General features: G+C 66.2%; 18 protein-coding genes and 2 tRNA genes. 15 read left to right on the forward strand and 5 right to left on the reverse strand.

Features of this window, described 5'->3' with window-relative positions:
* Nucleotides 1–1,227: ISL3 family transposase (locus NYP18_RS11345; RefSeq protein ID WP_259428317.1), on the reverse strand; the 1,227-nt coding region annotated here is incomplete at its 3' end.
* A gap of 178 nt (nucleotides 1,228–1,405) precedes the next feature.
* On the opposite strand from NYP18_RS11345, the gene NYP18_RS11350 reads away from it, so the two are divergent.
* From NYP18_RS11350 to NYP18_RS11365, 4 genes are all read left to right on the forward strand, one after another.
* A complete protein-coding gene (locus tag NYP18_RS11350; RefSeq protein ID WP_259428318.1) occupies nucleotides 1,406–1,825 on the forward strand; it encodes a glycerophosphodiester phosphodiesterase in 420 nt (139 codons plus the stop codon).
* Nucleotides 1,707–2,129, forward strand: a complete 423-nt coding sequence (locus NYP18_RS11355; protein WP_259428319.1) for a glycerophosphodiester phosphodiesterase — start codon at nucleotides 1,707–1,709, stop codon at nucleotides 2,127–2,129. The genes NYP18_RS11350 and NYP18_RS11355 overlap by 119 nt, the downstream gene beginning before the upstream one ends.
* A 101-nt stretch (nucleotides 2,130–2,230) precedes the next feature.
* On the forward strand, nucleotides 2,231–3,025 hold the full coding sequence (locus tag NYP18_RS11360; RefSeq protein ID WP_259428320.1) for an ABC transporter ATP-binding protein: 795 nt from the start codon (nucleotides 2,231–2,233) through the stop codon (nucleotides 3,023–3,025).
* A gap of 12 nt (nucleotides 3,026–3,037) precedes the next feature.
* Complete coding sequence (locus tag NYP18_RS11365; protein ID WP_259428321.1) at nucleotides 3,038–5,602, forward strand: ABC transporter permease; 2,565 nt, start codon at nucleotides 3,038–3,040, stop codon at nucleotides 5,600–5,602.
* Here NYP18_RS11365 and NYP18_RS11370 read toward each other — a convergent pair.
* Nucleotides 5,599–5,961, reverse strand: a complete 363-nt coding sequence (locus tag NYP18_RS11370) for a fluoride efflux transporter FluC (RefSeq protein ID WP_439648088.1) — start codon at nucleotides 5,959–5,961, stop codon at nucleotides 5,599–5,601. The genes NYP18_RS11365 and NYP18_RS11370 overlap by 4 nt on opposite strands.
* Complete coding sequence (locus NYP18_RS11375; RefSeq protein WP_259428322.1) at nucleotides 5,931–6,227, reverse strand: fluoride efflux transporter family protein; 297 nt, start codon at nucleotides 6,225–6,227, stop codon at nucleotides 5,931–5,933. Before NYP18_RS11375 ends, NYP18_RS11370 begins: the two co-directional genes overlap by 31 nt.
* A 130-nt stretch (nucleotides 6,228–6,357) precedes the next feature.
* Between NYP18_RS11375 and pgm the strand changes: the two genes are divergently transcribed.
* From pgm to NYP18_RS11410, 7 genes are all read left to right on the forward strand, one after another.
* A complete protein-coding gene (pgm, locus tag NYP18_RS11380; RefSeq protein ID WP_259428323.1) occupies nucleotides 6,358–8,022 on the forward strand; it encodes a phosphoglucomutase (alpha-D-glucose-1,6-bisphosphate-dependent) in 1,665 nt (554 codons plus the stop codon).
* Between the two features lie 74 nt (nucleotides 8,023–8,096).
* Nucleotides 8,097–8,624: a MauE/DoxX family redox-associated membrane protein gene (locus NYP18_RS11385; RefSeq protein ID WP_259428324.1), complete on the forward strand. Its 528-nt coding sequence runs from the start codon at nucleotides 8,097–8,099 to the stop codon at nucleotides 8,622–8,624.
* 39 nt (nucleotides 8,625–8,663) lie between these two features.
* Nucleotides 8,664–9,398 (forward strand): DsbA family protein, encoded by a 735-nt coding sequence (locus NYP18_RS11390; protein ID WP_259428325.1) that lies wholly within the window; start codon nucleotides 8,664–8,666, stop codon nucleotides 9,396–9,398.
* A 111-nt stretch (nucleotides 9,399–9,509) separates the two neighbouring features.
* Nucleotides 9,510–9,582: transfer RNA gene (locus tag NYP18_RS11395), tRNA-Ala, on the forward strand.
* A gap of 23 nt (nucleotides 9,583–9,605) precedes the next feature.
* Nucleotides 9,606–9,678 (forward strand) — tRNA-Ala (locus tag NYP18_RS11400).
* Nucleotides 9,679–9,813: 135 nt separating this feature from the next.
* On the forward strand, nucleotides 9,814–10,233 hold the full coding sequence (locus tag NYP18_RS11405; RefSeq protein ID WP_259428326.1) for a pyridoxamine 5'-phosphate oxidase family protein: 420 nt from the start codon (nucleotides 9,814–9,816) through the stop codon (nucleotides 10,231–10,233).
* 1 nt (nucleotide 10,234) lies between these two features.
* A complete protein-coding gene (locus NYP18_RS11410; RefSeq protein ID WP_259428327.1) occupies nucleotides 10,235–10,999 on the forward strand; it encodes a fructosamine kinase family protein in 765 nt (254 codons plus the stop codon).
* A 4-nt stretch (nucleotides 11,000–11,003) separates the two neighbouring features.
* Here the strand turns inward: NYP18_RS11410 and nadE are convergent, their stop codons facing one another.
* Entirely contained in the window at nucleotides 11,004–11,819 is an 816-nt protein-coding gene (gene nadE / locus NYP18_RS11415; protein WP_259428328.1) for an NAD(+) synthase, read from the reverse strand.
* Between the two features lie 138 nt (nucleotides 11,820–11,957).
* Here nadE and ykgO point away from each other — a divergent pair, with 138 nt between their 5' ends.
* From ykgO to nrdE, 4 genes are all read left to right on the forward strand, one after another.
* The gene (gene ykgO, locus NYP18_RS11420) at nucleotides 11,958–12,080 is read left to right on the forward strand and encodes a type B 50S ribosomal protein L36 (protein ID WP_018341343.1); all 123 of its coding nucleotides are present in this window, start codon (nucleotides 11,958–11,960) and stop codon (nucleotides 12,078–12,080) included.
* A gap of 423 nt (nucleotides 12,081–12,503) precedes the next feature.
* Nucleotides 12,504–12,737, forward strand: coding sequence for a glutaredoxin-like protein NrdH (gene nrdH / locus NYP18_RS11425; RefSeq protein ID WP_126120914.1), 234 nt, complete (start codon nucleotides 12,504–12,506; stop codon nucleotides 12,735–12,737).
* Between the two features lie 140 nt (nucleotides 12,738–12,877).
* On the forward strand, nucleotides 12,878–13,324 hold the full coding sequence (gene nrdI, locus NYP18_RS11430) for a class Ib ribonucleoside-diphosphate reductase assembly flavoprotein NrdI (protein WP_259428433.1): 447 nt from the start codon (nucleotides 12,878–12,880) through the stop codon (nucleotides 13,322–13,324).
* 44 nt (nucleotides 13,325–13,368) lie between these two features.
* Complete coding sequence (gene nrdE, locus NYP18_RS11435; protein WP_439648089.1) at nucleotides 13,369–15,552, forward strand: class 1b ribonucleoside-diphosphate reductase subunit alpha; 2,184 nt, start codon at nucleotides 13,369–13,371, stop codon at nucleotides 15,550–15,552.
* 94 nt (nucleotides 15,553–15,646) lie between these two features.
* On the opposite strand, the gene NYP18_RS11440 is transcribed toward nrdE, so the two are convergent.
* On the reverse strand, nucleotides 15,647–16,366 hold the full coding sequence (locus NYP18_RS11440) for a FadR/GntR family transcriptional regulator (protein WP_259428329.1): 720 nt from the start codon (nucleotides 16,364–16,366) through the stop codon (nucleotides 15,647–15,649).
* Nucleotides 16,367–16,633 lie beyond the last annotated feature (267 nt).

The following is a 16,633-nucleotide window of genomic DNA, read 5'->3' on the forward strand; positions in this document are numbered from 1 at the left end:
GATGCCCCGCAGGTGCTCGAGCCTGCCGTTGATGGCCTCGACCGGGCCGTTGGACGCACCGATATCGAAGTAGGCGAGCACATCCTCACGCCGGCGCCACAGGGTGCGCCCCAGCTGGGCGAGTTCCTCCAATCCGGCGGGCAGTCCCTTGCGCAGGCTGTTGATCACCCGCAGCATGAGCTTTTTGCCTTCTGATTTCTGCGGATGCCCGTACGCCGCGATCATGTCCTGGTAGAACAACCAGGTCACCTCCAGGGCGACGTAGTCATCATCGGTGGCCCACAACATGTCCAGGCGTTGTTTCTGCCGATGGGTGAGGTAGTTCGTCCTGGTCAACAAGGTTCGCCGGTGTTTGTACAACGGGTCGTCCTTGCGTCCGCGGCGTCCGGTGGTCTCGCGTTGGAGTCGCTGCCGGCACGAGGTGAGCTTGTCCGCCGCTAGATGGACGACGTGAAACGGATCCATGACCTTGGTCGCGTCCGGGAGGACCTGGTCGACGGCGGAGGCGTAGCCGGTGAAGCCGTCCATCGTCACGACCTGCACCTGGCTGCGGAATCTGGGGTCGCGTTCCTGCAGCCACGTGCGCAGGACCTGCGCGCTACGGCCTGGGCGGATGTCCAGCAGGCGGGCCGGACCACGGCCGTCCACCAGCGGGGTGAGGTCGACGAGGATGGTCACCAGGTTTGATGGTTCCGTGGGGCGGCGGGTGTGTTTCCACACGTGCTCGTCGACTCCGAGGATGCGCACGCCGTCCAGGTGGTGCGGGTCGTCATAGACGAGCTGGCGGCAGGCATCGAGTGCGACCTGGTTGACCAGCGCCCAACCGATACCGAGTGCTTTGGCGGTGGCAGACACACTCATCCGGTCAATGGCGAGGCGCTGGAGGATCCAGCGGGTGACTCGGTGGGTGAGCTTGGATCCGTCATCCGCACAGGCCAGGGATGCCTGGAAGATCTTCCTCGGACACGACGTGTCTGTGCACAGAAAGCGGGGGACGCGGACGTCCAGGCGGGTGGGGAACCCGACGACGGGAAGATCAACGAGCCGGCGCAGGGTGTGATCCCTCAGCTTCCCGGGGTGCCCGCAGTCGGGGCAGGTGTGGTTCACGGCCACCGGGGTGGCGTCGATGATGGTGATGGTGCCGGCGTCGGCGGCGCCGGTGATCGTGAGGCCGATTTCTGCGGTGCGGCAGATGGTATCGGCGACGAGATTGCCAGTAGGCTGCACAGTAGGGTCCTGGTTCGGTCAGATGAAAGCGTCGTAACTCTCATCTTGTACCGGCCAGGACCTCTATATGTTGTGCCACCCCGAGTCCCGCCTCGTGGTCAGCTACGCACTCCGAAACGCGAAGAGCCGTTAATCTGCGCTCAAGTACGAGAGGGCCCGCCGGCTGAAGGGGGAAGACATGTGGGTGGTCGCACATCGGGGCGCTGAGAACCAGGAGCTGGAGAACACCCTGGCCGCCTTCCGGAAAGCAGCGGAGCTGGGTGCTGATGCCGTGGAGATGGATGTCCACGCGACCTTCGATCATGAGGTTGTGGTCCTCCATGACACCACCGCAGCGCGGGTGGCCGCAGCGGGATCACCCTTCGCTGAGGTGCCGGTTGCAGGTCTCCGGCTGGAGCAGGTCCGCAGGATCAGGCTGCGCAACGGGGAGGGGATCCCGACGTTGGCTGAGGTTACGGCGGCGATGGAACTTCCCATGCATGCAGGTGGAGGTGAAGAGTGCGGGGGCGGTGGTGGCCCTCCAGGGCTTCTTCCAGCAGCACCCGGAGGTGCTGGAGCGGGTGCTGTTGATCTGCTTCCACGATCTGGTTCTCGTTGAGCTCGCCGCCCGTATCCCCGGCTGCCGTCTCGGGGTGCTGCGGGGAAAGGAGAACCCCACCGATCTGCAGGTGCTGGATCGTATCCCGTCGGCTAATCTGGCGGCTTTTCTGCCGGAGGTGACCGCCCTGGATCCGGATGTCATCAGCCGGGCGCGGGGCAGGGGAGCGCAGATCGGTTGCTGGACCGTGCGCGACAGCACTGATCTGGGGCGGGCGGTGGCGGCCGGAGTGAACTTCATCACGGTGGGCGACCAGGGGATCGTCGATAAGCGCCTGCGTTCGGCTGAACCCCTGCGCTGGTGAGCCTCGGGCGGGAAGATCAGGGGGCTCCCTGATGTTTCCCGGCGCTGCGCCGGTTAACCTGGTTGTCTGGAACCGACATATTCAGGAGAAGACTTTTCATCATGACAGAACATGGGTCCACCCCGCCGGCCGAGCCCGACGGCACCCCGGCCGACACCACCACCGCAACCCCGGAGGCCGCTGCCCGAGCCATCGACCTGTACAAGCAGTACGGGGAGGGTGAGACCTCGGTGACGGCGCTGGACCACATCAACGTGTCCTTCGCCCGGAACCAGTTCACCGCGATCATGGGTCCGTCCGGCTCCGGCAAGTCCACGCTCATGCACTGCATGGCCGGCCTGGACTCTGCGACCTCGGGTTCGGCCCTGATCGGTGACACCGATCTGTCCACCCTGCGGGACAAGGAGATGACGGCGCTGCGCCGTGACCGCCTCGGTTTCATCTTCCAGTCCTTCAACCTGGTGCCCACTCTGACGGCTGCGGAGAACATCACGCTGCCCTCCGACATCGCGGGCCGCAAGGTGGACCAGGAGTGGTTCGAGGAGATCACAACCCGCCTGGGCCTGGCGGAGCGTCTGACCCACCGTCCTGCGGAGTTGTCGGGCGGCCAGCAGCAGCGTGTGGCCTGCGCGCGTGCGCTGGTGTCGCGCCCGGAGATCATCTTCGGTGATGAGCCGACCGGCAACCTGGACTCGAACTCGGCTGCCGAGGTGCTCAGCATCCTGCGTACCGCGGTGGACAAGGACCACCAGACCGTGGTCATCGTCACCCACGATGCCCGCGCGGCCTCCTACGCGGACCGTGTGGTGTTCCTGGCGGATGGACAACTGGTCAATGAGCTGGTCGATCCGACGATGGATGAGATTGTGGCCGTCATGACCGGCGTCGAGCGCTAGGCCGGGAGAGCAGTGGCTAAGAACACGACCATGCGCAGGATCAGCCTGCGGAACATCGCGGCACACAAGCTGCGTCTCGCACTGACGGTGCTGGCGGTGGTGCTGGGTACCGCATTCATCTCCGGCGCGTTCATGTTCACCAATTCGCTGAACCAGTCCCTCCAGTCAGCGGTGAGCAGCACCTACGACGGTGTCGACGCCGTGGTGACCCCCGCCGAGGGCGCGTCCGTCCTCTCCCGGGACATCCGGGAGGCGATCGCCGCGGATGAGAAGGTCGCCAACGTCAATGTGACGGCCTCGGAGACCGTGGTCCTGGCGACCGGCGACGAAGAACCCATCCAGACAGGTGGCGGCACCGCCAGCCTGGCGCCGTGGTATGCCCCGGACACCGTGGTCGGGGTGCCGAACCCGCTCGTCGAGGGTGAGGCGCCGACCGCCGCGGACGATATCGTCCTCAACCAGAAGGGCGCGGAGAACTTCGGTATCTCGGTGGGCGATGAGCTGCTCGTCGTCGACCCGGAGGAACGCCGCACCATGACGGTGACGGGCCTGTACGAGATGGAGTTCGACCAGGGCCAGTCCCTGAGCGCCTACATGCCGGAGGAGGCGTTCCTGGAGCGCTACACCCTCGACGGGGCGACTTCCCAGTTCATCGTCTCTGCGGTGGAGGGTACCTCCGACACCGACCTGGTGGCGCACCTGGAGGACACCCGGGACGGCCTTCAGGTGGAGACCGGCGCGAAGCTGGCCGAGGAGATGTCGGAGGTGCTGTCCCAGGCACTGTCCTTCGTCAACTACTTCCTGGTGGCATTCGGCCTGGTGGCCCTGCTGGTGGGCACCTTCCTCATCGCCAACACCTTCTCCATGATCGTCGCGCAGCGCACCAAGGAGTTCGCGCTCCTGCGTGCCCTGGGTGCGGCCCGGATGCAGATCACCCGTTCGGTGGTCTTCGAGGCATTCCTCGTCGGCGTGCTCGGTTCCGCGTTGGGCGTCCTCGCCGGCGTGGGACTGGTCGCCGCGATCAAGGGCATCATGTCCGCCCGGGGCATGTCCCTCCCGGATTCCGGCCTGGGCCTCTCGACGTCCGCAGTCGTCGTACCCGTCATCCTGGGCACCCTCGTCACCATCATCTCCGCCTGGCTGCCGGCCCGACGGGCCGGTGAGGTCCGTCCGGTGGAGGCGATGCGTTCCACGGAGGCCTCCACCGACCAGCCGTTGGGGGTCCGCACCATACTCGGCGTGCTGCTGATGGTGGTCGGTGTCGCGGCGGCGCTGGCAGGTGCCCTCCTGGCGGATTCGGCGACGTCGACACGCGCGATCCTCGTCGGCATCGGTGCTTTCGGTGTGATTGTCGGCTTCTTCTTCGCCGGTCCCGCGATGTCCCTGCCGATCGTGCCCACTCTGGGACGGGTCATCGGTGCGCCCTTCGGGGCCATCGGCAGGCTGGCGGCGACCAACTCCCGCCGTAACCCGCGCCGTACCGCCACCACCGCCTTCGCCCTGACCCTGGGTGTGGCGCTGGTGACGGCGATCGGCATGCTGGGTGACACGATGAAGGCGTCCATCTCCGACGTGGTGGAGAACAACGTCTCCGCCGACTTCATCCTCTCCGGTCCGACATCAGGCAGCTTCCCGACGCCCGCCGGCACCCCCGACGCCGTCCGCGACGTCGAGGGCGTGGAACAGGTGCTCACCATGTCCACGGCCCCCGTGCTTGTCGACGGCCGCGCCACCAACCAGTTCGGCGACTTCGCCCAGACCACGCTCCTCGACGGCAATGTCACCGACATGATCGCGATCGAGATGCGCGAAGGCACCGCCGACCTGGGCGCCGGACCGGGTGTGCTGGCCGCAGCCGGCTTCGCGGAGACCAACGGCTGGGAGGTCGGTGACGTTCTGCCGCTGACCGCCCCGGGACTGAGCGAGGAGGTCCGTGAGGTCGAGGTCCTCGGCATCTTCGAGCCGAACAACCTCCTCAACAACATGGTCCTCTCCCAGGAATCGGTGGCCGGACTGCTGCCGCCGGGTGCACTTGAGGTGAGCATGGTCGGGGTCGTCGCGGACGGTTCGGTTGACCCGGATCAGCTGCGCGCCGATCTCGAGGAGGCGGTGAAGGGCTTCATCGTCGTCCAGGTGATGAGCACTGACGAGATGGCCGGCCAGGCCGGGCAGGCCATCGACCAGATGCTCAACATCCTCTACGCGCTACTGGCGCTCGCGGTGATCATCGCGATCCTCGGCATCGTGAACACCCTCACGCTCGGGGTCATCGAGCGCAGGCAGGAGATCGGCATGCTGCGGGCCGTCGGCTCCCAGCGCCGCCAGATCCGCACCATGATCACCCTCGAGGCCGTCCAGATCGCCGTCTTCGGCGCGGTCATGGGCATCATCATCGGTCTGGGGCTGGGCTGGGCCTTCCTCGAGGTCCTCAGCGGCGAGGGACTGGACACCATCTCGGTGCCCTGGGCCATGCTGCTGTGGATGCTCCTCGGCTCCGCGGTGGTGGGCGTGCTCGCCGCGGTCTGGCCGGCCCGCCGGGCCGCCAAGACTCCGCCGCTGGACGCCATCTCCGGTTAAGCGGACACCAGCCACCTCGTCAGCCACGCCACCACCCACCCGGCGGTGAGCGTGGCTGACGTGTATCCGGCCAACAACCGCCACTGCCGTTCCTTCAGCAGCTCACCGAGCTCCCGGGCCAGTGTCGACCACGTGGACAACGCACCTGCGAAACCGGTCCCCAGGGCGAGGTAGACCAGCTCCCCGGCCCCGATCACCGCACCGAGAACGACGGTGGCCGTGAGGTTGGCGGTGAAGGTGCCACCCAGGCCACCCGGCCACCGGGCCAGGAGACCGCGCACCATGCCGCCGAGGAAGCCGCCGAGACCGACGGCCAACACGGCCCCGATCACCGTGCCCACCGGTCCCCGAGCAGCCACGCCCCGACACAACCCACGACGGTGGCCACGAGATAGGCCGGTGCGGCGGAAGCCAGGTGGGCGAAGGCGGAGAAGCTCGTGAAGCCGCCGAGCACCCCACGGCCCCAGAAGGCGCCGGGGCGCAGGAGGCCCATGAGGAAGGAACCCAGGATGTTGATGCCGAGCAGGGGCAGGGGGCCGGTGCCGAGGAATTCCCCGACGGCGAAGCGGGCCAGGGCGCCGAGGAGGGCGCCGGCGCCGACGACGGCGGCGTCGACAAGCAGCATGAGTTCACGGTACCTGCCCCCTCGCGGGGGTGACCGGCGGGTGGACAGGGGCGGGACCACTGCGGGTGTGCGGTCACGCGACAACAATGGAGTAACCCCTGCCCAGGCACGAACAAGGAGAACCACAGACATGGCACACGAACGCGCAGGCCAGCCGGCACGTCCCGAGGACCTCATCGACATCGCTGAGGTGGTCACCGCGTATTACACCCGGGAGATCAACGTCGAGGACCCGGACCAGCAGGTGGTCTTCGGTACCTCCGGTCACCGCGGCTCCTCGCTCGACAACTCCTTCAACGAGCAGCACATCTGGGCCACCACCCAGGCCATCGTTGACTACCGCAGCCAGGGCACCAACATGGACAACGGTCCGATCTTCATCGGCCGCGACACCCACGCCCTGTCTGAGCCTGCGATGGTCTCCGCGCTTGAGGTGCTCATCGCCAACGAGGTCAAGGTGCTTGTCGACGCCGAGGGCCGCTACACCCCGACCCCGGCGGTCTCGCACGCGATCCTCAGCCACAACAGGGACATCCGCTGGGGCACCGCCGGCCCCTCGTACCGGCCGGCCGACGGCATCGTGATCACCCCCTCGCACAACCCGCCGCGTGACGGCGGTTTCAAGTACAACCCCGCCAACGGCGGCCCCGCGGACACGGACGCCACGGACTGGATCGCCAACCGGGCCAATGAGCTGCTGCGCGCCGGACTGGAGGGTGTCAGGCGCGTCCCGGTCACGGGTGTCCTCGACGAGCGGGCCGAGCGCTACGACTTCAAGGGCCGCTATGTCGCCGACCTGCCCAGCGTGGTCAACATCGACGCCATCCGGGAGGCCGGTGTGCGCATCGGGGCGGACCCGATGGGTGGTGCCTCCGTCGACTACTGGGCGGCGATCGCGGAGACCCATGGGCTCGACCTCACGGTGGTCAACCCGGCGGTGGACGCGACCTTCCGGTTCATGACCCTGGACACCGACGGCAAGATCCGCATGGACTGCTCCTCCCCGCACGCCATGGCCTCGCTGATCGAGAACCGCGACAACTATGACGTCGCCACCGGTAACGACGCTGACGCTGACCGGCACGGCATCGTCACCCCGGACGCCGGCCTGATGAACCCCAACCACTATCTTGCGGTGGCCATCGAGTACCTCTTCGCCAACCGCCCCGGCTGGGACGAGCGCACCGCGGTGGGCAAGACCCTGGTCAGCTCCTCCATGATCGACCGGGTGGTCGACCGCCTGGGCCGCCGCCTGGTTGAGGTGCCGGTGGGCTTCAAGTGGTTCGTGGACGGCCTGATGTCCGGGACGATCGGTTTCGGCGGCGAAGAGTCCGCGGGCGCGTCCTTCCTGCGCATGGACGGCACCACCTGGTCCACCGACAAGGACGGTCTCATCCTCAACCTGCTCGCCGCCGAGATCATCGCCGTGACCGGCAAGACCCCCTCGCAGCGCTACGCGGAACTGGCCGCCGAGTTCGGTGCCCCCGCCTATGCGCGTCTCGACGCCGAGGCCAACCGCGAGCAGAAGGCCGCGCTCAAGGCACTGTCCCCCGAGCAGGTCACCGCCACCGAGCTGGCCGGTGAGCCCATCACCGCCAAGCTGACCGAGGCGCCGGGCAACGGTGCCGCCATCGGCGGGCTGAAGGTCACCACCGGGAACGCCTGGTTCGCGGCCCGCCCCTCCGGTACCGAGGACAAGTACAAGATCTACGCCGAGTCCTTCCGTGGCGAAGATCACCTCCGCCAGGTGCAGGAGGAGGCTCAGGCTGTGGTGAGCCAGGTGCTCGGCGGTTAATCCCCTGTGATTCGGGCCGGCCGGGGCGAATTCATGTATCGGACCGGCCCGGTGGTCGGCTAAGGTCTGAATACGTGTCCACCACAGAGCAGGCAATGACCCCCTCAACGAACCCGGAGCCGGTGGCTGCGGGTTCGTTCTGGTCGAGCACGAACGGACGGCGGATCCTCGACGGCATCAGCCTCTTCGCCAGGTTCTTCATGGCCTACACCTGGCTGACCGCCGGCTGGGCCAAGCTCAACGACCACATGAACATGACGCAGGCCATCATGGCCTACGAGATCTTCACCCCCCAGTGGTCGGATCTGCTGGCCCGGCTCATCGGGCCGCTGGAGATCGCCGGCGGGCTCTTCCTGCTGCTGGGGGTCTTCCTCCGGCAGTCCAGCAAGGTGGCCACGGGAGTGCTGGTGCTGTTCATCGTCGGCATCGCGCAGGCCTGGGCCCGGGGGCTGGCCATCGACTGCGGCTGCTTCAGCATCGAGCCGAATTACGACGCCGTGGCGATGGACTATTTCATCACCATCCTCCGTGACGTCTTCTACCTGGCATTGACCGTGTGGACCATTTATCGTCCGTTCAAGAGGTTCGCCCTCTACCCTTAAACCGCAAGACCATCAGATTTCCGAAGGTGAGAACAAACAGTGAGCAAGTCCACCCGGGTCAGTGACCCGAACGCCAAGGGCGGTAGCGCATTCATCTGGGCCATCGTCGCCGTCGTCGTCGTGGCGGCCGTGGTCATCGGCTACATCGTCATGTCCGGACAGGGCAAGAGGACCGAGCACCTCGCCGACCGTGCGAACGTCGACGTCGCCTTCGAATCCGATTTCAGCGACAACTCGGTGACCATCGCCGCCGCGAACCCGGCCGCCGACGCCCCCGAGGTGGACCTCTACGAGGACTACTCCTGCCCCTACTGCGGCACCCTCGCGCAGAACACCGATGAGCAGATGCAGGAGGCCGTGGAGGCCGGTGAACTGATCGTCAACATCCGCACCCTCAACTTCCTGGACCGCGGCAACATCGACGGCCACTCCACCCGCGCAGCCGCCGCCGCCCTCGCGGTCGCGGAGGCCGGCGAGACCGACGTGTTCTGGAACTTCCGCACCGTCCTCATGGAGGACCAGGAGGACATCTACAACAAGTGGAGCAACGACGACTTCGCCGATGCCGCACAGGCGCTCGGCGCCTCTGACGGCGTTGTCGAGACGATCCGCAATGGTGAGTTCGTCAGCGATGCGGCCACCCTGGCCGCCGCCAACGCCGACAGGCTCGAGGCCGAGACCGGTTCCGTCTCCTCACCGCGCGTGGTCCAGGACGGCAAGGACGTCGAGGTTGAGGACATCAACCAGTGGCTGGATGTTGTTCTGGGTGCTTAAACCCCGCCTGAACCCCGCTTGACGACGCCCGCCCCACGCGGGCGTCGTCAAGCATTCACCTGGCGATTTGGTGCCGCAGCATGCGGACGTGTACATTGACAGGAGTTCCAAGGGGCTATGGCGCAGCTGGTAGCGCACCACACTGGCAGTGTGGGGGTCAGGGGTTCGAATCCCCTTAGCTCCACTTGAAAATTGAATACACCGCAAGGGGCTATGGCGCAGCTGGTAGCGCACCACACTGGCAGTGTGGGGGTCAGGGGTTCGAATCCCCTTAGCTCCACCGAAGTAGAGGCCGGTCACCATCCGTGGTGACCGGCCTCTCACGTATCCGGGCTCCAGCGGGGGAGGGGGCACGTATCCTGGGAGGTACAGAACCCGCGCGTGCCGCGCCCTACCGTGTGAGGAGCATTTCCACATGTTCAACGAAGACATCTTCCGCAAGCTGAGCGTCGAGCAGTCCCTTGCCCGCCTGGCGGATGTCCAGCCCGGCCGCATCGTGCTGCAGCGCAAGGATGCCCTGGAGATCTTCCCCGTGAACTTCGTCGTGGACGGCGAGGCCGTCTACTTCCGCACCGCCGAGGGTACCAAGCTGTTCACCGTCAACCTGGGCAACGAGGTCCTCTTCGAGGCTGACGGTCGTGACGGGCAGACCGCCTGGTCCGTGGTCGTCCGCGGCACCGCCGAGCTGCTGGAGAAGCACGACGACATCGCCCACGCCGAGACCCTGAACCTCCACCCCTGGGCACCCACCCTCAAATACAACTGGGTGCGCGTCAACGCCAGGGAGATCACCGGCCGTGAATTCGAGATCGGTGAGGAGCCGGAGCGCTACTGACATGGCCCCCGTGTTCACCAAACAGCCCCGTGAGCCCCGTTCCGCTGAGGCGGAGGCCGCGGGGCTGTGCTGGCTGCGGGAGGCCTCCCCGGCCGTCGTCGAGGTGGTCGCCATGGACCCGGTGGCCAACACCCTGAGCACCGTCCGCGTCCGGGAGGTGGCGCCGAGCCGTGGGGCAGCACGTCAGGCGGGCCGGGAATTGGGGGCGATCCACCGCGCCGGGGCGCCGGCATTCGGGGCCCCGCCCCCGGGCTGGGAGGGACCCAACTACATCGGCACCCGGCCCCAGGAATGCATCCCGACCGGGCGGTGGGGGAGCTTCTACGCGGAGCAGCGCGTGCGTCCCTTCGCCCGCCGGGCCCACGACGTCGGCCACCTGGATGCGGCAGGGCTGGGGTTGGTGGAGCAGGCTGCGGACCTGATCGCCGCCCGGGTGTGGAAAGGGGAACCCGCCCGCATCCACGGTGATCTGTGGGCCGGCAACCTGCTCTTCGGCCCCGACGGCCCCGTTTTCATCGATCCGGCGGCCCACGGCGGGCACCCGGAGACGGATCTGGCCATGCTGGCGTTGTTCGGCGCCCCCTACCTCGAGGACATCTTCCTGGGCTACGTGGAGGTCTCCGCCCTGCGGCCCGGTTGGCGGGACCGGGTCCCGCTGCACCAGCTCCACCCCCTGGCCGTGCACGCCTGGACCCACGGCCCCGGCTACGCCCGCCCCCTCGTGGCGGCGGCGGAGGCCACGGTCCGGCTGTTGCGGGAGGGGTGAGCGGTCAGCGCCACCACGTGTCGTGGGGGCCCGGTGCCAGGTGCCGCTTGTGGGCTCCCATGCGCCACAGGTACCCGATGCGCGCGGCGGCCTCCTCCGGTACCTCCCGGCCCTCGAGGTAGTCGTCGATATGGGTGTAGGTGACACCGAGGGCGACCTCGTCCGGCAGCGCCGGGCGGTCCTCCTCCAGGTCGGCGGTGGGCACCTTCTCCCAGGCGGCGGCGGGTGCGCCCAGGTGCTGGAGAAGCTGGGCGCCCTGACGCTTGTTCAGGCCGGACAGCGGCATGAGGTCGGCCGCGCCGTCGCCGTGTTTGGTGAAGAATCCGGTGACCTGTTCCGCGGCGTGGTCGGTACCCAGGACGAGGAGGGATTTCTCCCCGGCGATCGCGTACTGGGCGATCATCCGCTGGCGGGCCTTGATGTTGCCCTTGTTGAAGTCGCCGAGATCGGCCTGGCCGAGGGCATCGGCGACAGCGTCGGTGATCGCGGTGGTGGCGTCGGCGATGTTGACGGTCACGCGGTGGTCGGGGTTGATGAAGTCGAGGGCCATCTGGGCGTCATCCTCGTCAGCCTGCACCCCGTGGGGGAGGCGGACGGCCCAGAACTCCGCCTGGCCCCCCTCGGTGCGGACCTTCTCCACGGCGAGCTGCGCGAGGCGGCCGGCCAGGGTGGAGTCCTGCCCACCAGAGATGCCGAGGACGAATCCCTTCATGCCGGCTCTGCGCAGGTAGTCGGCGAGGAAGTCGACCCGGGTGGTGATTTCCCCGGCGGTGTTGATGTGCGGCCGGGTGTGGACGGCGTCGATGATCTCTTGCTGCATGTCCGCCATCGTAGGCGGTTTTGGAGGTTGAGTGTGGGTGCGGTAGCATGGTCACTCGTGTCATGGCTGGATAATCAGCTGTGTTGAAACAAGTCGCATCGCAATTATTTGGGGTGCGCATACAGAAAGGAGCGCCCGATGAAGGTTCGCAAGTCGCTTCGGTCGCTGAAGAACAAGCCGGGCGCCCAGGTTGTCCGTCGTCACGGCAAGGTCTTCGTGATCAACAAGAAGGAGCCGCGTTTCAAGGCCCGTCAGGGCTAGGCTTCGCAGCTTTGAACCGCCCGTTCCCACGTCCTCGCGGACCGTGGGGGCGGGCGGTTTCGCTGTGTGGGGGTGGCCGGCCGGGGTAACGGTTCCGTGGCGGGTTGATGGCGAATCCGTGGCGGTGCGGGGGCGAACTGGGTAAATGACAACGGTGTTGTTTCACGCCTGTGATGACGGTGCGGACGGCGGGTCAACATGTGGGCCGGGAACCACGGTCTTGCTGGACTTTCATCAATGTAACTACTACATGTAGTGTCACTTGCAAGCGTTGACCACAAAGTATAGTGTCTATTGGTAACGCCACAGGACAGGCCAAGAACACGTCCAGGGCCATTTTTCAGAGTCGGTGACAGTAGCCGACCGCGGCACCCAGGTGCCCACAACCCCAAAAATTTCCGGCAGAGAATGAGGTTCACTCCCATGTCCATCACCCTCTACACCAAGCCCGCCTGCGTCCAGTGCAAGGCCACCCAGAAGGCCTTCGACCGCGCCGGACTGGACTACGAGATCGTGGACATCAGCCTCGACGACGAGGCCCGGGACTACGTCCTGGCCCTCGGCTACCTCCAGGCCCCGGTCGTCGTGGCCAACGGGGAGCACTGGTCCGGTTTCCGTCCGGAGCGCATCAGCAGCCTCACCGCCGTCGTCGCCTGACCGGCGTCACCCTGACCGCCCCTGCCGGGAGTCAGGGAAGGCCACAGGTCATGCCCCACGCCGCCCAACAGAGTCGCTGGGCGGCGTTTGCCATGTAATGCGGCAACGGAAGACTGCCCCGAAAGGAGGTGAACGCAAAGATGCTCGTGGTGTACTTCTCCTCCGCCACAGACAACACCCACCGCTTCGTGCAGAAACTGGACCTGCCGAACGTGCGGATCCCCCTGTACAAGGCGGAGGAACCACTCATCGTCAATGAGCCCTACGTGCTCGTCTGCCCCACATACGGGGGCGGGGCGGGCATGACCGGGCAGAACTCCCGCCCGGTGCCCGTGCAGGTGATCCGTTTCCTCAACGACGAACACAACCGCAGCCTCATCCGTGCGGTCGTCGCCGGCGGAAACACCAACTTCGGCTCCGACTACGGTCTCGCCGGAGAGGTGATCTCGAAGAAATGCCGCGTACCGTACGTCTACCGCTTCGAGTTGATGGGCAACTCGGAGGATGTGCGTATTCTTCGGGAGGGGCTCCTCGGCAACGCCGGGGCGCTCGGGCTCGAGCCGGTGCCCGCCACCAACGGTGAATAACTGAATAACGTCCCGCCCACCGAACTGAAAGGCCAGAAAAAACGTTGACCACGCAGACCACACAGCAGACCGCCCCGAACAAGGGGACCGCCGTCGCTGAGGCCGCCGCCCCGGGTGAACAGCTGGACTACCACGCGCTCAACGCGCTGCTGAACCTCTACGACGGAAACGGGAAGATCCAGTTCGACAAGGACCGTGAGGCCGCGAACCAGTTCTTCCTCCAGCACGTCAACCAGAACACCGTCTACTTCCACGACCTGGATGAGAAGCTCAACTACCTCATCGAGAACAAGTACTACGAGCCCGAGGTCCTCGAGGCCTACGATTTTGAGTTCATCAAGTCGCTGTTCCAGCGGGCCTACAGGTTCAAGTTCCGTTTCCCCACGTTCCTGGGCGCCTACAAGTACTACACCTCCTACACCCTCAAGACCTTCGACGGTCGCCGCTACCTCGAGCGTTTCGAGGACCGCGTCACCATGACTGCGCTGTTCCTGGCCAACAGCAATGAGGAGCTCGCCGAGAACCTCGTCGACGAGATCATGTCCGGCCGCTTCCAGCCGGCCACCCCGACCTTCCTCAACGCCGGCAAGGCCCAGCGCGGCGAGCTGGTCTCCTGCTTCCTGCTGCGCATCGAGGACAACATGGAGTCCATCGGCCGCGCCATCAACTCCGCCCTGCAGCTGTCCAAGCGCGGCGGTGGCGTCGCCCTGCTGCTGAGCAACCTGCGTGAGGCCGGCGCGCCCATCAAGCACATCGAGAACCAGTCCTCCGGTGTCATCCCCGTGATGAAGCTCCTCGAGGACTCCTTCTCCTACGCCAACCAGCTCGGTGCCCGCCAGGGTGCAGGCGCGGTCTACCTCAACGCCCACCACCCGGACATCATGTCCTTCCTGGACACCAAGCGGGAGAACGCCGACGAGAAGATCCGCATCAAGACCCTCTCCCTCGGCGTGGTCATCCCGGACATCACCTTCGACCTGGCCAAGCGCAACGAGGACATGTACCTGTTCTCCCCCTACGATGTCGAGCGCATCTACGGCAGGCCCTTCGGCGACATCTCCGTCACCGAGCACTACCAGGAGATGGTCGAGGATCCGCGGATCCGCAAGACCAAGATCAACGCCCGCCACTTCTTCCAGACCCTGGCGGAGATCCAGTTCGAGTCCGGTTACCCGTACATCATGTTCGAGGACACGGTCAACGCCGCGAACCCGATCGACGGTCGCATCAACATGTCCAACCTGTGCTCTGAGATCCTGCAGGTCAACACCCCCTCGACCTATCACGAGGACCTCTCCTACGAGACCATCGGCGAGGACATCTCCTGCAACCTCGGCTCCATGAACATCGCCATGGCGATGGACTCCCCGGACTTCGGCAAGACCGTCGAGACCGCCATCCGTGGCCTGACCTCCGTTGCCGAGTTCACCAGCATCGACTCCGTCCCGTCGATCCGGGAGGGCAACAACGCCTCCCATGCCATCGGCCTCGGCCAGATGAATCTGCACGGCTACCTCGGCCGCGAGCACATCTACTACGGTTCGGAGGAGGGGCTGGACTTCACCAACGCCTACTTCGCCGCCGTCCTCTACCAGGCGCTGCGGGCCTCCAACCAGCTGGCGCAGGAGCGCGGCGAGAAGTTCTCCGGCTTCGAGAAGTCCAAGTACGCCGACGGCACCTACTTCGACGGCTTCAACCCGGCGGATTTCGCCCCCAAAACCGACAAGGTGAAGGGCCTCTTCGAGAAGTCCACGGCGCACATCCCCTCCGCCGGGGACTGGGCACAGCTCAAGTCCGACGTCATGGCCCACGGCCTGTACAACCGCAACCTGCAGGCTGTCCCGCCGACCGGCTCGATCTCCTACATCAACAACTCGACCTCCTCGATCCACCCGATCGCCTCGAAGATCGAGATCCGCAAGGAAGGCAAGATCGGCCGCGTCTACTACCCGGCGCCGCACATGGACAACGACAACCTGGACTACTTCCAGGACTCCTACGAGATCGGCTTCGAGAAGATCATCGACACCTACGCGGTGGCGACGAAATACGTCGACCAGGGCCTGTCGCTGACGCTGTTCTTCAAGGACACCGCCACAACCCGTGACATCAACCGGGCCCAGATCTACGCCTGGCGCAAGGGCATCAAGACGCTGTACTACATCCGTCTCCGTCAGGTTGCCCTGGAGGGGACCGAGATCGAGGGCTGCGTCTCCTGCATGCTCTAGGCTCCAGGACGAACGGCGAAGGCGTGGACCCGCGGGGGGGGTGGGGTCCACGCCTTCGCCGTTCCCGGTGCCTGCGCAGCGTCGGTGAGCGGGCTCAGAAGTCGCTGATGAAGATCTGCGAGGCCTCGGTCAGCAGTGCCCGCGACTGCTGCTCCGCACCCTCCTCATCGCCCTCCGCGATGGCGTGGGCGAGCTGTTCATGGGCGGACAGCGCCACGGCCGCCGGCTCGTCCGGCTGCAGGCCGTACCGGGTCCGGCCGTGGAGCATGCTGAGCATGGAGGGGGCCAGCGCGGCGAACATCTCGTTGCCCGAGGCCTCGAGCAGCAGCGCATGGAAGCGGACGTCGGCCTCCAGGAACTCCAGGGAGGAACCCTCCCCGGACTCACCCAGCTCCCGCATCCGCCTGGCCAGCGTAACCAGCTCCTCACGCTGTTCGTCGGTGCCGTGGGCGGCTGCGAGCCGGGCGGCCTGCGGTTCCACACCGCTACGCAGCTGGCTGAGGGAACGCAGCTGGGAACGCCGTTCGGACGGGCTCGCCAGGCGCCAGTCGATGACCGCCTGATTGAAGGCCGCCCAGGAGGAGCGGGGACGGACCGTGATGCCGACGCGGCGGGAGGAGGAGACCAGGCCCAGCTGCTCCAGGGCGCGCATCGCCTCGCGGGCGACGGTCCGGGAGATGTCGAAACGGTTCGACAGGTCCTGGAGGGTGAAGGTCTTTCCCTCGGGCAGGACCCCCGCGATGATATCCCTCCCGAGTTCGTCGAGGACGTTGTCCAGCAGGGGTGCAGCCGGGGTGCGGGGTGACTCGCTCATCGCTCTCAGTGTCCTTAATGTCCTTCGGGCCCTTCGGGCGCAAAACTACTGTCCAATAGTCATTCTAAACTGAACGTGGCAAGTGACAGGGACTTTTGATGCCGTGGCACCCGAAAGGGGCCTTATATATAAGGAATCATCCGCGCTGTTTTCCGTCGCCTGCGGCACGCGCGGCGGTGGGTGACATGGCCCCGACCCGCCCCTCAATCGAAAGTTTGATAACGACCGGGGGTGAAGGGGAGTTCCCGTCCCGGGCGAATGGTGGGA

The organism is Corynebacterium lemuris (assembly GCF_024919295.1).
In the GTDB taxonomy this organism is placed as follows: Bacteria; Actinomycetota; Actinomycetes; order Mycobacteriales; family Mycobacteriaceae; genus Corynebacterium; species Corynebacterium lemuris.

Bases quoted from the DNA above. Each gene is read 5' to 3' on its own strand.
- NYP18_RS11360 (WP_259428320.1), top strand. From the start codon at position 2,231: ATGACAGAACATGGGTCCACCCCGCCGGCCGAGCCCGACGGCACCCCG.
- NYP18_RS11355 (WP_259428319.1), top strand. From the start codon at position 1,707: ATGCAGGTGGAGGTGAAGAGTGCGGGGGCGGTGGTGGCCCTCCAGGGC.
- NYP18_RS11350 (WP_259428318.1), top strand. From the start codon at position 1,406: ATGTGGGTGGTCGCACATCGGGGCGCTGAGAACCAGGAGCTGGAGAAC.
- pgm (WP_259428323.1), top strand. From the start codon at position 6,358: ATGGCACACGAACGCGCAGGCCAGCCGGCACGTCCCGAGGACCTCATC.
- NYP18_RS11440 (WP_259428329.1), bottom strand. From the start codon at position 16,366: ATGAGCGAGTCACCCCGCACCCCGGCTGCACCCCTGCTGGACAACGTC.
- ykgO (WP_018341343.1), top strand. From the start codon at position 11,958: ATGAAGGTTCGCAAGTCGCTTCGGTCGCTGAAGAACAAGCCGGGCGCC.
- nadE (WP_259428328.1), bottom strand. From the start codon at position 11,819: ATGCAGCAAGAGATCATCGACGCCGTCCACACCCGGCCGCACATCAAC.
- NYP18_RS11405 (WP_259428326.1), top strand. From the start codon at position 9,814: ATGTTCAACGAAGACATCTTCCGCAAGCTGAGCGTCGAGCAGTCCCTT.
- nrdH (WP_126120914.1), top strand. From the start codon at position 12,504: ATGTCCATCACCCTCTACACCAAGCCCGCCTGCGTCCAGTGCAAGGCC.
- NYP18_RS11375 (WP_259428322.1), bottom strand. From the start codon at position 6,227: ATGCTGCTTGTCGACGCCGCCGTCGTCGGCGCCGGCGCCCTCCTCGGC.
- NYP18_RS11410 (WP_259428327.1), top strand. From the start codon at position 10,235: ATGGCCCCCGTGTTCACCAAACAGCCCCGTGAGCCCCGTTCCGCTGAG.
- nrdI (WP_259428433.1), top strand. From the start codon at position 12,878: ATGCTCGTGGTGTACTTCTCCTCCGCCACAGACAACACCCACCGCTTC.